The sequence below is a fragment of the Lacisediminihabitans sp. H27-G8 genome, from assembly GCF_046156175.1.
GTDB lineage: Bacteria > Actinomycetota > Actinomycetes > Actinomycetales > Microbacteriaceae > Lacisediminihabitans.
In genome coordinates this window covers 159,125-171,620 of record NZ_JAYLVL010000006.1, presented here as the reverse complement: position 1 = coordinate 171,620, position 12,496 = coordinate 159,125, and the positions used below count along the sequence as shown (strand labels likewise).

Annotated in this window: 12 protein-coding genes and 1 pseudogene; 2 read left to right on the top strand and 11 right to left on the bottom strand. The window is 62.4% G+C overall.

Translation table 11 applies throughout. The annotated features are described in order from the left end of the window. The 3 genes and pseudogenes from VLI63_RS16805 to VLI63_RS16795 all read right to left on the bottom strand — a co-directional run. Positions 1-320, bottom strand: a pseudogene (locus tag VLI63_RS16805) (transposase); the annotation flags it as partial. 158 nt (positions 321-478) lie between these two features. Further along, positions 479-1,264 (bottom strand): hypothetical protein, encoded by a 786-nt coding sequence (locus VLI63_RS16800; protein ID WP_409157999.1) that lies wholly within the window; start codon positions 1,262-1,264, stop codon positions 479-481. A gap of 413 nt (positions 1,265-1,677) precedes the next feature. Beyond that, positions 1,678-2,145 (bottom strand): hypothetical protein, encoded by a 468-nt coding sequence (locus VLI63_RS16795; protein ID WP_409157998.1) that lies wholly within the window; start codon positions 2,143-2,145, stop codon positions 1,678-1,680. A gap of 251 nt (positions 2,146-2,396) precedes the next feature. Between VLI63_RS16795 and VLI63_RS16790 the strand changes: the two genes are divergently transcribed. Continuing rightward, positions 2,397-2,702 (top strand): hypothetical protein, encoded by a 306-nt coding sequence (locus tag VLI63_RS16790; protein ID WP_409157997.1) that lies wholly within the window; start codon positions 2,397-2,399, stop codon positions 2,700-2,702. Between the two features lie 84 nt (positions 2,703-2,786). On the opposite strand, the gene VLI63_RS16785 is transcribed toward VLI63_RS16790, so the two are convergent. From VLI63_RS16785 to VLI63_RS16775, 3 genes are all read right to left on the bottom strand, one after another. Then, a complete protein-coding gene (locus tag VLI63_RS16785; RefSeq protein ID WP_409157996.1) occupies positions 2,787-3,065 on the bottom strand; it encodes a cupin domain-containing protein in 279 nt (92 codons plus the stop codon). Between the two features lie 188 nt (positions 3,066-3,253). Next, on the bottom strand, positions 3,254-5,842 hold the full coding sequence (locus VLI63_RS16780) for an excinuclease ABC subunit A (protein ID WP_409157995.1): 2,589 nt from the start codon (positions 5,840-5,842) through the stop codon (positions 3,254-3,256). Positions 5,843-6,349: 507 nt separating this feature from the next. After that, complete coding sequence (locus tag VLI63_RS16775; RefSeq protein WP_409157994.1) at positions 6,350-6,514, bottom strand: hypothetical protein; 165 nt, start codon at positions 6,512-6,514, stop codon at positions 6,350-6,352. Between the two features lie 639 nt (positions 6,515-7,153). Here VLI63_RS16775 and VLI63_RS16770 point away from each other — a divergent pair. Continuing rightward, on the top strand, positions 7,154-7,795 hold the full coding sequence (locus VLI63_RS16770) for a dihydrofolate reductase family protein (protein ID WP_409157993.1): 642 nt from the start codon (positions 7,154-7,156) through the stop codon (positions 7,793-7,795). A 282-nt stretch (positions 7,796-8,077) separates the two neighbouring features. Here VLI63_RS16770 and VLI63_RS16765 read toward each other — a convergent pair whose 3' ends face one another. From VLI63_RS16765 to VLI63_RS16745, 5 genes are read right to left on the bottom strand one after another with little or no spacing between them, the layout of a single operon-like run. Then, positions 8,078-8,581, bottom strand: a complete 504-nt coding sequence (locus VLI63_RS16765; protein ID WP_409157992.1) for a MaoC family dehydratase — start codon at positions 8,579-8,581, stop codon at positions 8,078-8,080. Further along, positions 8,578-9,780: a CaiB/BaiF CoA transferase family protein gene (locus tag VLI63_RS16760; RefSeq protein ID WP_409157991.1), complete on the bottom strand. Its 1,203-nt coding sequence runs from the start codon at positions 9,778-9,780 to the stop codon at positions 8,578-8,580. Before VLI63_RS16760 ends, VLI63_RS16765 begins: the two co-directional genes overlap by 4 nt. Beyond that, positions 9,777-11,039, bottom strand: coding sequence for a methylaspartate ammonia-lyase (locus tag VLI63_RS16755; protein WP_409157990.1), 1,263 nt, complete (start codon positions 11,037-11,039; stop codon positions 9,777-9,779). Before VLI63_RS16755 ends, VLI63_RS16760 begins: the two co-directional genes overlap by 4 nt. A 43-nt stretch (positions 11,040-11,082) precedes the next feature. Continuing rightward, a complete protein-coding gene (locus VLI63_RS16750) occupies positions 11,083-11,736 on the bottom strand; it encodes a GntR family transcriptional regulator (protein WP_409157989.1) in 654 nt (217 codons plus the stop codon). Next, positions 11,733-12,488: a class II glutamine amidotransferase gene (locus VLI63_RS16745; protein ID WP_409157988.1), complete on the bottom strand. Its 756-nt coding sequence runs from the start codon at positions 12,486-12,488 to the stop codon at positions 11,733-11,735. Before VLI63_RS16745 ends, VLI63_RS16750 begins: the two co-directional genes overlap by 4 nt. Positions 12,489-12,496 lie beyond the last annotated feature (8 nt).

Below are 12,496 nucleotides of genomic sequence, written 5' to 3'. Positions count from 1 at the left end.
CCGATCGACGGCCAGTTCGAGGACCAGCGGGAACATCATTTTGGGAGCGACGCCTGCGACAGATACGCGGCCGCCCGGCGCAGGATCTCGTTCTCCTGCTCCAGCAGCCGGATCCGTTTCTTCGCCTCCCGCAACTCGGCCGCATCAGCCTGGGTTACCCCGGGCCGGTTGCCGTCCTCGATATCGGCGAGTTTCAACCAGCGTTGCAGACACGATTCGGAGATTCCGAAGTCCTTCGCCACCCGGGCGATCGGAGCCTCATTCCTCCGGGCGACGGCAACAACGTCGCGGCGGAACTCCAGGGGAAATGCTTTCGGCATGCTGAACATCCTTTCGTGAGAATCGAAATCCTCACAAATCAGGAGTCAATCAAACCGACAGCAGTCCCTCTCGTAGATCGAGGACGCGTGACCCCACGGCAGCGTGGGTTCCGCGGTTTTCGTTTCGACTGCTTGGTTCGTTGCCGTCGGCAAGCCCGTCAGATGGCGGAAGCTCCTTCAGGCTCATCGCCAACCACCTCGGCGTCGATAATATCGTCGTCCGCGTCCAGGGTCGCGCGCTCGGCTTCGAAGTCAGTGGGTAGCCCGCCAGGGCTGCCCATGTGCTCCCACGTTGCGGGCACAGCGCCGAGGAACTTCTTAGCGGCGCGGATCGTCAGCCACCCGAAGGTATGGTTGCCACCTGCGCCAACCACGATGCCGATGCCAAGCGGAATTTGCTTCCCCAGGACTAGGACGCCCTGCTTAGTGCCGTACTTCGTGATGAAGCGCGGCCCGAGCACCTTGTTTATAGCGTTGATCGTTGTCATCGGAATCTTGTCCACTATCTGCTTGCCCCAGAAGGGTACAGTCCGCCCGAGAAGTCCCTTAGTCGTGCTCGTGAGCGCGCTGTCACCCAGCAGTACCACCATGACGAGCAGACGGCGACGTTCCAGGTCCTCCGGGTGCAGCCCGTGAATCTCAGCCACAGTTAACGTATAGAAGATCGACGCTTCAAGGAACGTCGCGAGGTCGCCCACCGCGACCGGAATCTGCACCACGGCGTTAGGTACGAAGGCCGACGCGCCCGAGGCAGCGCCCGTGGCCGTGACCGTCGTTAGATACCAAGCGTTCACCACGCCGACCAATTCGCTCGGGCTCATGTTTGGGTGGACACGGCGCAGCCGCGCGACGTATTTGAGCGCGAGCGGTCGCTGCGCGGTCAAGGACTTGTCGAAGATGGTCTGCACGAACTTCTTAGGGTCCAGCTTGCTCAGGTCAGCCATGCGTCAAGCATCCCATAGAGGTCCGTCACTAACTTTTCCTGCTTGTCCGGGATGCTGCCTATGCGTTCACGTACCGTACCGGTCCTTAGCAGCACAGAAGGCCGCATGAAGTGCATCCATTGGTGGCATTGAAAATGCCACTCGACGTTAGCGGGGGCGATTGGTCCGTCTCCATCTGCGCTTCACCGTTGTTCGCTTGCATTTCGAACCAAGAGTCAACAAATCAAGAGACAATGCCAAACATGGTGAAGACTTCGCCCGCGTGATCGCGAGGGCGATACTTGACCTCCGTTTAGTCGAGCTGCGTCTGACCCGTGAACCTATCGATCGTGCTCGCCACACGCTCGGACGCTGCTGAAGAGCCGGGATTGAACATGCTTCGTTCCACGAAGTGTGGGGATGGGGCCTCGGATCTAATTCGTTAGAGAAAATGCAGCCGGGTCGCACTCGCCGAGGGTATCGATTGAACTGAGCCCGGACATGTCGGCGTCAACGCCGCCGAGATCGTTATAGAGGGTGCTCACGTCCCCAGCAAGATAGTCGCCGCTGGTAAAGAATTCGTCGACCGATCCTCGGGCAGATTCGTAGGAGTCCTGCGCGGACTGGAGGTCGTCGACCAGCGCATCTATGTCGTCCCGGCATCCTTGAACGTAGTTTTCTGCGTCCGAATAAGACTGTCCAATAGCGGTGCCGAGCGCACCTGCTCTCTCCAATTCGTCCGCTCGCTTCGTTGCGGCGAAGACGCTGACGGTGGCGCCCGTCCCAAGGACGAGAGTGGCGACTACGGCCCAAATCATTGCCACCAATGGCACAGTTCGACGGCGAGGGTGGCTGTTCAACCCATCAGCTGGCACCTGTGAATTCTGCGTTGACTCAACCACGTGTTGCCTCCATTCCTTGGCTGAACATAGCGCGCATGGCATTGGGAGCAGAGTCCCAATTCGGGGAGCAAGTCTGTCGGCAGCAGTGCTTTTGCCCGAAGTGTTCCGTGGCGGCGACTCGTCGATTCTCTGACGGTCGGACTCATTCTGGCAGGATGGGGGTCATGGCGGACTGCATCCACGGGCTTGAGGAAGATCAATGTGAGAGCTGTGGAACCAGGGCTCTATCAGCCGATCGGCGCGAAGGAACGATGGCGGGGAAGACGTTCGCGCTCGTCTTCGCGCCGGCTCTTCGCGGTGACACGTTCCTTCATCTCAACTGCGAGGGCGACCATTGGAAGTTCCGTTGGTATTCGTCTCCCAGTCGCCTTGCCACAGAATTGGCGCAATCGGGAAAGGCATCCACACGGCTGGTGTTGGACCTTGCCGACGTGGAGCTTTTGCACGAGGTCGCATACCCCTACTCGACGAGCCCCGAAGGGGTTTCGGTCACCAATTCCCGATACTGGTATGACGAGATCGCCAAGCTGAATGCCGCGCACAACCTCGGCGGGTAGTACCCCGCCGTCGACGAATTACTTGTCATAAGCGCCATTATCCGAGCCAAGACGGCTGCGCCCAAGGTCTTGGACGCGCCTGGCCTACGTCAGCTTCTCAGTTTCGACGAAAATTATCGTGGCCGTGCCCCGGTTCGCGATCGAATGCTCGACTCCAGCTGGGCGAGCATAACTCTGGCCAATGCGCAGATCTACATCAAGCTCGGAGCCATCGGCGTTTGTTGCGTGCATCGTGTCACTTACAAGTGGAACGACCACGTAGTCATAGTCGTGCACGTGCATCGGGATCTCGTCACCGGGCGGGATGGTCCACTTGGTAACCCGAAAAACGCCGTTGTCGATTTGCGTTTCACTGGAGGGCATAGTCCGAGCATATTTCTATTCTTTTGATTTTCGTCGCCGCGACTGGAATGTTCCGAAGGTCCTGACAGGCTGCGTGAACTCCGAACAATTCTGACAACAATTGTTCGATCCTGTGCCACCGCGTTCATGTGGCGGCATCGATTCGTCCACAAACCCGGAGTAGCCGCATCCTGCATTCCAGCCCCGACTTAGCCTTGACCTCGATTGACCAGCGCGGCTTTTAGGAACGGTGCTGTTCGGCTCGCTGCGTTGACTGAGACTTCCTCCGGTGTCCCCTTGGCCACCACCTGTCCGCCGGCGTCTCCTGCTCCCGGTCCGAGGTCTATCACCCAATCAGCCTCGGCCACGACGCGCATGTCATGCTCGACGACGATCACGGTGTTTCCCCCGTCGACGAGGCGTTGGAGGTGCCCGATGAGCCGATCGGAATCGGCCGGGTGCAGACCCGAGGTCGGCTCGTCGAGGAGATAGAGGGTGTCGCCCAGTTGGGCGCGGCGTAGCTCTGCCGCCAGCTTGACGCGTTGCGCCTCTCCACCTGACAACTCTGTGGCCGACTGGCCGAGCGAGATATAGCCGAGACCGACGTCCAGGAGCGCGTCGAGGTGCTGGACGATGTCGCTGTCCTCATCGAAGAACTCCCGCGCCGTGCTGACACTCATCGCGAGTATTTCGGCCACGGTCTTGCCCTCTAGTCGGACCTCCAGCGTCTCCGCGTTGTATCGCGTCCCCCCGCACGCCGTGCACGGGGCATGCACCGTCGGCAGGAACAGAAGCTCGACCTCGATCATGCCCTCGCCTTTGCAGATCGGGCACCTACCGCTGGGGAGATTGAAAGAGAACCTGCTGGCTCCGTAGTGGCGTCGCCGCGCTTCTGGGGTCGCGGCAAGACGGCTGCGGATACGATCAAAGACGCCCGTATACGTCGCCACATTAGACCGTGGTGTTCGTCCGATGGGTTTCTGGGTCACTTGCACGATCCGACGAACGCGATCGGCCGGGCCTGAAGCGCGGCCGGCTGTCGTCACAGGCGAGGCCGAATCGAGCGGATCCTCCGAGGTGGTCTCCAGGTCCCCCTCGGCCTCACCCGTGACACTGGCGAGGTCCGCGCGGAGCAAGTCTGGAATGCCGTGATTGATAAACGTCGACTTACCCGAACCGGACACCCCGGTGATGGCGGTGAAGGCTCCCAGGGGAAAGGCCACGGTGACATCCGACAGGTTGTTGCGCGTGACGTTATGGAGTGTGAGCCAGCCGTCGCCGACCCGGCGCTCACGGGGTTGATCGGGAGCCGAGTTGGAGCCGCCGAAGAGGTAGCGACGGGTCACGGACTCCTTCACCTCACGAAGGCCGTCGATCCTTCCCGAATAGACGACGGTCCCGCCGGAAGCGCCGGCGCCGGGACCGATGTCGACGATCCAGTCAGCCTCCCGGATGACGTCGAGAGAGTGTTCGACGTAGAAGACGGTGTTGCCAGAGTCCCTGAGGTTTCTGAGAATGCGAAGCAACGCTTCGGTATCGGCGGGATGGAGCCCGGCGGAAGGCTCGTCCAGGACGAACACCACTCCGAAGAGGCGTGAGAGGACCTGAGTTGCCAACCGCATGCGCTGGAGTTCCCCGGACGACAGGGTGGAAGTCGTGCGGTCGAGCGTCAGGTAGCCCAGGCCGAGGTCGATGATCGGTGACAGCCGTCCCAGCAGCTCGGATGCGAGCCGTTGTGCGGCGAGACGCTTCTCCGGAGGGAGATACTCGTCCTCGGACTGCTCGGTCGACCTCCACTCAGGGAGGAGGACGTGTTGCATCAAGCGAGCCACGTCCTCCAGCGGCATCCTCGAGATCTCGGTGATGTCGGCGCCTTCGAACTTGACGGCGAGGGCATCCGGCTTGAGCCGCTTGCCGCCGCAGACGGGGCACGCGACGCTGATCATGAACTCAGCAGCTTTCTGACGCATTCGCGCACTCTTCGAGTTCGCAAATGTTTCCAGGACATAGCGTTTGACTCCGAGGAACTTGCTCATATAGCGCGGTTCCGCCCCGGATGCCACGGCCTCGCGCACCTGGCTGGGAGAGCGGTCCGTGAACACGGGCACCTGCGGTGACTCCTGCGTGTACAAGGCCCAGTTCCGCTGGTCGCTGGAAAGATCCCGCCAGGGCACGTCGATGTCGTATCCGAGAGATATCAGACTGTCCTGGAGCTGCTTGCCGTGCCAGGCGGTCGGCCAGGCCGCAATCGCCCGGTTGCGAATCGACAGGGAGTCGTCGGGAACCATGAGTTCCTCGGGCACGTCGTAAATCCGACCGATGCCATGGCATCCGGGGCAAGCGCCCTGGACAGTGTTTGCGGAGAAGTCTTCGGCGAACAACATTGGGGCGTCGAGCGGATATGTCCCTACGCGGGAATACAGCATGCGGACGACGTTGGCCACCGTCGTCGCGCTCCCCACAGTCGAACGTGCAGAGCCGCCGGTTCGGCGCTGCGGAAGGGCGACCGCGGGTGGGAGGCCTTCGATCGAATCGATGTCGGGTGCACCCACCTGGTCGATGAGGCGCCTCGCGTAGGGAGCGACTGATTCGAAGAATCGGCGTTGCGCTTCGGCATAGATGGTGCCGAAGGCGAGCGAACTCTTGCCCGATCCTGAGACGCCGGTGAACGCTACGAGGGCGTCCCGCGGAATGTCGACGTCTACGGCGCGCAGGTTGTGCTCGCGGGCTCCGCGAACGCTCACCCGGTCGAGTCGTGTCCCGGCTGCAGAGCCGTCGATTAAGTTCATCGCGCGCATCTCCTCGATGTCGTCAAATTCTGAAGGATGCTCGGCTAGTTCACCAGCGCGCACAAATTTGCTGCACAAACCGCAGCAACTTCATTTTGGAGCGTGCTCGGGCGGAATATACCTAACCCATGCCAGGGGAGCCATCGCCTGATGGAGTAGTGCCTCACACCACAATGACCGCCATCGATTCGACGACGATGATGCACCCAGGTTCCGTAGCCGAAGACGTATGGCGATCTTATCGTTCGCACTTGGACGCCTAGGTGGGGATGTGCGCCACCACGAGGAGGTGTAGCAGGCTATGCCAGATGGTCAGATAGAGCGGCGATTCAGGTGTTGCTGATGGCATTGCTGCTCGTCTCTCGCGCAACAGATCGAGGTGGACGACCCTGGCGCCGCGCGCATCGCTGGGAGTCAGTTCCGCATGCGCAAGCGTGGCAAGAATTTCTACTGGCTCCCCAATTTGGACAACTGATCGATCTAGTACGCGTGTGATCGATCTAGTACGCGTGGAGGTTAGACGTTTCGCCGTCCTGAGATCATTCGAATCAGGAACGCGATGACGGCGAGAATCAACAGCACCACACCGACCCAGAGCAGGAAATTGAGGGACTGCACAAAGCCTCCGGTGATCAAGAGCACGACCGCAATTATGGCCACGATTATCAACAGGATGTTCATCTGTTCTCTCCCTCGTCTACCTGACTAGGCCCTCGGTCTGCTGGTCTGGGTCGGCTCACCATACCCCTCCGACGAGGCGCCGGGATAGGGCCGATGGACTGTCGTCGATACGATCGAGCGGGCCAATGGGCCACCATTTTCGAAGCAGACGTAACGCTGCTGCCAGGGGACGCCAAATGGCTGGCTAATGAGGTCCTCGCTAGCGATCACTGGGTTTATTGAAAAGAGGAAGCTGCCGGGTCGTGCGGAGGAAAAGGCATTTCAGCCGGAGAAAGGACCCCCGTGTTTCCGGTCCGGCAGAGGTTCTTAGTACAGCCCACTAAATGCAAAATGACTGCCGCGCTTTTTTGGCAGTCATTTCGCATTTATGGCGCGGTTACAGCGGGGTCCCCGGCGCCGGTTCCGGCGCATCGCCCCGGGTTGCCTGGGCAGGTGCAGGCTGCGATGTGACGGCCGTGCCGGTGGGGCGCAGCCGCGGTTGAAGCGGGTTCCCCGGACAAGGACGCGGGCGACTGCGTTGGCGGTCGTCGATCCGATCGTCACTGCGACGAACGATTCATCTGAATGGCGCTGTTCGACCTCCGCAGCGCAGGGAGTGGATGTGTACGCTGACCACATCAGTCTCTTCGGAGGGATCTCATGGCGGTACGAATCGACCTCAACCTGTCTCTCGATGGCGTCGTCGCGCCGGCCGACCAGACGCCAGAGAACCCGATGGGCGCCGACTGGGGACGGCTGGTGCAGGTATACATGGGCACCAAGACCTTTCGGCAGCGTGTGCTGCACGACACGACCGGGGAGGGGACGACCGGCATCGACGACTGGTATGCCAGCGCCTACTTCGACGCGGTGGGCGCCGAGATCATGGGAGCGGGGATGTTCGGGCTCCATGCCTTTCCGCACGACCCGAACTGGCGCGGGTGGTGGGGTGAGGAGCCGCCGTTCCGTGTTCCCGTGCTCGTGTTGACCCACCGGGAACGGCCGGCCATCGACTTCGCCAACGGCACGCGCTTCGAGTTCGTTGCCGCCACGCCCCGGGATGCGCTCGCTCGCGCCCGCGAGCATGCCGGCGACGGCGACATCAGGGTCGGCGGGGGAGCCGGCGTCGCGCGTGATTTTTTGCGGGCCGGCCTCGTCGACCGCGTGCACGTCGCGATCAGTCCGATCGTCCTCGGTCGGGGAGTGCGACTCTGGGATGATCTGCGCGAGCTGGAGCGCGACTACACCGTCACCTCCGAGGTGGCCGAGAGCGGGGTCATCCACGTCACCTTCGCGCGCTGAGAAGGGGTTCGACAGCTCGGCCAGCGGGGTCCGATTCCGCCCATCGAGCGTGAGCCCTTTCGCTGGTCGAGCCGACCAAGGGAGGTTCCGAGCACCAGCGCCATCTTCTCGAGTGCGCCGTGAACGGCGCGATCGGATGGGGGTCCAGTCCCTCGGGGCGTGCTTCGAGAAGACAGCGGATGTCGTCGGCTGTGCACCACCCTGCGCCCTCATCGCTCACAGGGACCTCCACGCGCGTCAGGAGGGATCGCCGGTCGTGTGCGTGGACAACCGGCGCCGAGTTCACTGGGGGAGTGTGCCCACGGGTCGCGGAAGCGGCCCGAACCCGCGTCGGTAGACCATCACCGTCCGCTCGAACGTGATGATCGGCGTGCCGTCCTGGTTCACACCGAGAGTCCGTACCGTGACGATGCCCACTTGGGGTCGGGACCGCGACTCCCTGACCGCCAGTACCTCACTCGAGGAGTAGACGGTGTCGCCTTCGAACAGGGGGTTCGGCAACTGCACATCGTTCCAGGACAGGTTCGCCATCACGTTGTAGGACACGTCGTTTACCGATTGCCCGGTCACGAGAGCGAGCGTGAAGGTCGAATTGACGAGAGGCCGGCCGTACTCCGTCTGCTTTGCGTAATTGGCATCGAAGTGCACGCGCGCTGTGTTCTGAGTGAGCAGGGTGAACCAGATATTGTCGGCCTGGGTAATCGTGCGCCCGAGTCCGTGCTCGTAGACATCACCCACTTCGAAGTCCTCGAAGAACCTGCCGCTCCACCCTTCACGAACCGTCATGACGCCTCCTCATTCCGTGTTTGTGCCGCCAGTTCGGCGATGCGCCCCTCGTCGTAGCGCAGCACGTCTTGCAGGACATAGTCAACGTCCTCGTTCCGGAGCGGTGCCCGCCGATACTCCGGGGTCGCACTTCCCACTCGCACCGCACTGCGCACCTGGCGCACGGTTCCAAACCGCGGATGCTCGGTCTCGACGATCATCCCGCGCGCGTCGGTTTGTGCATCGGCCAGGGCCTCGGACACGCTGTTTACCGGCCCGCAGGGAACACCGGCCGCGCGCAACTTCGTGAGCCATTCGAAGGCGGGGCGGGTGGCGAAGATGTCATCCAGCAGCGGCAATAGCGTGTCGGAATTCACGCGCCGCGCGATGAACGTGCCGTAGCTCTCGGCCGTGCCAAGGTCCGGACGCCCGATCGCTGTCGCAAGTCGCTTCCAGAACTTCTCTTTCGGGCAGGCGATGACGATCCAGCCATCGCTCGCCTCGAACGCCTGGAAGGGAACCAGCGACGGATGGGCGGAATGGTGAGTTCGTGTCGGCGTGAAGTCGCCATTGAGAGACCAGATCGCCGGGTAGGTCAGCATCGAAACTGCAGTGTCGAAGAGGCTGATGTCACAATCGGTGCCGACCCCGTCTCTGCGGGCGGCATGCACAGCGGCGAGCATCGAGATGGCGGCGACGAGTCCGCCGGAGTAGTCCACCAGAGACAGTCCCGATTTGGTCGGCGGTCCCGATGGCTCGCCAGTGATGTCCATCCACCCGGCGATGCCTTGCAGAACGTAGTCGTAGCCGGGTTCGGCCAGGCGTGGCCCGGTCATGCCAAAACCGCTGAGCGAACAGCACACGATAGTGGGATTGAGATGGCGCAGGTCATCGAAGGTGATGCCGAGCTTCGCGGGCACGTCACCGCGGAGGTTCGAGTAGACGATGTCACTGACCCGAACCAGGTCCTCGAAGACGGTTCGCCCTGCCGTCGTGGTGAGGTCGAGGCTGATGCTTCGCTTATTGCGGTTGAATGCCTCGAAGAAGAGGCTGTCTTCGCCCTCCTGGTATGGAGGCACGTAACGCCCGACGTCGCCACCGGAGCCCGGGTCCTCGATCTTGATGACCTCGGCGCCGAGGTCGGCGAGGTGCACACTTCCGAATGGACCGGCCCCGTACTGCTCGATGGCGACGATCCGCAGATCCTCGAGCGGTTTCACAGTGCCCGCGCCATTCGCGCCGATCGGGCGGCCACCAGCGCGGCGACACGTGTCATCTCGTTGCCCACAATCATCATGCCCTCGTCGACGCCCATTCCTGGCTTTGCCAGCACCTGGCTCGCGGCGCACGCCATAGCGATATTCGCACTCACCTGGGCGGACCGATCCGTTTCATTGCATGTGCCTCCGCAGTACGCCAGGAGCCCGCCGCGAGCCACGAGTAGCAGAGCCTCGATCGTATTGTTGACACCACCGAGGTCCGGCGTCTTCACGTGGATGACGTCCGCCGCTCCGGCGGAAACGAACAACCGGATGTCTTCCAGGGTGTTGCACCACTCGTCGACCACGATCTGAACATCGCTGCCGCGCGCTCGGATCGCCGCACGCAGCGCCGAGGAAACGGCGATCTGGCCGTCCCTGCTTCCCCCGTCGATCGCATGTTCGACGCGCAGCCGGAACGGGACCGCCACCTTTCCGAGGGACACCAGGTAGTCCGCGACGCGCTCAACGTCGTTGTTGAAGGCCACGCCAATGGTGCTGTACACATCGAGGTGAAGGTCGGGCGCGTAATCCTCGCTGTCACGCAGGGCGAGCACACGATTGCGAACCCACGTGAGATAGGTCACCAGAAGTTGCCCATCGCTGCCGAGCTTTGCATCGACGTTGTTGATCAGGCCGTGTGGCAGAACATCCGCCCGCTTCAAGATCATCTTGTCGACATTGTCGTAGCGGTCATCTCCCGACTGCACGAACATGGGCACCGGCAGGATCTCGGCGCCAGTCTGGTATTCGTCACGAACCACCTCGGCCATCGTGACACCGCGGGCCCGGGCCACTGCATCCAGGAGCGCTTGAGTCACGCCGTATCGGATCGCCGTATGCAGCCGATGCCCGTCGACGACCAAGTCGTCGATGGCTGCAGCCATGCTCCGGAAGTCCGTGAGCTCACTGCCAGCCAGTAGCGGAGCCACCTGGTCGATGATCACCTCTACCGCTCGTTTCGCGTCGAGCACGGCATCTCGGCCTCCGACACCCGAGTACTGCACCGCGGCGCAGTCTCCGTGGGCGACCTGACCGTCATCCAGCAGAAGCAGTACCGACACTGCCTCGCCGGCCTGTCGCACCGATCGAAACCCTGGTGTCACCGGGTTCCCCAGATAGGCAGCGCCATCACGCTTCGCACCGCCGAGGATGGCCGCCTGATCATCGGCGAAGAATCCCGCTCTCGCCGGCACCGCCAGCACCTCACTGATCTTCATGGTCGCTCCGGATCGGTTTGTGGATGGGTATCGGGCACGTCTTCTAGAACGCCTCTTGGACGAGAGCCCGCGATGCCACGAGGTGACACCGCATGGCGCGAGCGGCGCCCTCGGGATCATGTGCCTCGAGCGCTTCGACGAGGTGGGTGTGGGACATCATCGTGGAGGGCTGGGCTGGCCGGTTCGACCAGTAGAGGTGCCAGAAGCGCAGGTTGTGCAGCAGTAGTCGGTCTGCGGCATCCTGAAGCAATCCGTTGTGCACCATGTGCACGAGGTAGGCGTGCACCGCGTGGTCGGTGCGCAGGTATGTCTCGTGATCGGTGCCCGTTCGGGCACTGTCTGCGCGGGCGACGAGGTCGCGCAGCGTCGCCAGCTCCTCAGTGGTCGCGCGTTCGGCGACGATGTAGACGACACCGCACTCGATCGCCTCCCTCGCTTCGAACATATCGAGCACGTCGGCGAGGCCGATCGGACTGACGACCGCGCCTCGGCGAGGAAGGACGGTGAGAAAGCGTCCGGTTGCGAGTCGAGCGATGGCTTCGCGCACCGGCATCCGCCCCAGCCCGAGTGACATGCCCATCGCCTTCTCGTTGATCACGGAGCCCGGGGGTAAACGCAAGTCGACGATCCGTCCGAGTAGTTCGTTGTAGGCGATTTCGCTTGCGCGAAGTTCGACTCCGTCCACGTCGAACGTCATGGTGCCACCGGTGCATCCACTGCGCGGCGTATCGTGACCTCGCAGCTTGCTCGGTCCACGGTGAGCGTTTCCCCGTTTTCGAGGAACGTCCAGCCCGAGCCCCAGCCGCTCGAGGAGACAACGACCGAGTCTGCGTCGACCCGATAGCCGATGCGGTAGTAGTGAGGTTCTGCCTCGCGGGCTTCGGCGACGGGGTCGAACAGGTTGATGACCTGGAGGGTGTCAGGCGTAGCGATCATGGCGTTAACGCTGCTGAAAACGCACTCTTCGGCGATGCGAGCTGCCGTGCGCTCGAGTGCCGTAGACGAGTCTCCGAGACGCTCAGCCCCCAACATCGCGAGGAAATAACGTTCGCTGTCGGTGGTGCCCCGCCGCAGCGCAGCGAGATCGGTGGGAATGAACGGGTCAAGCGATTCGGGCGGTTTTATCGAGCCGTTGTGAGCGAAAGCGATCCGCCCGTCGGTGAAGGGATGAGTGTTCTCCGGCACCACACCGAGTCCGAGGGTCGCCCAGCGCAGGTGGAGCACGCCGAGCTGCGCCTTCTGCTCAGCGGCGACCGTCGCGAACAGGTCACTCTCCCGCGCCGCATCCGGAGCCTTCTGCACCTCGACACCGGTGGCTGTCGCCCACGCGAATCCCCACCCATCACCGTGCTTGAGCGAGAGCTCGGTGAATTCTGCGAGTTCCTCCTCACCGAGGAGTTCTTTGAGGGTGGTGGGACGTAGTGAGACGAAGCCGAGCAGGCGACACATGAAAAGAG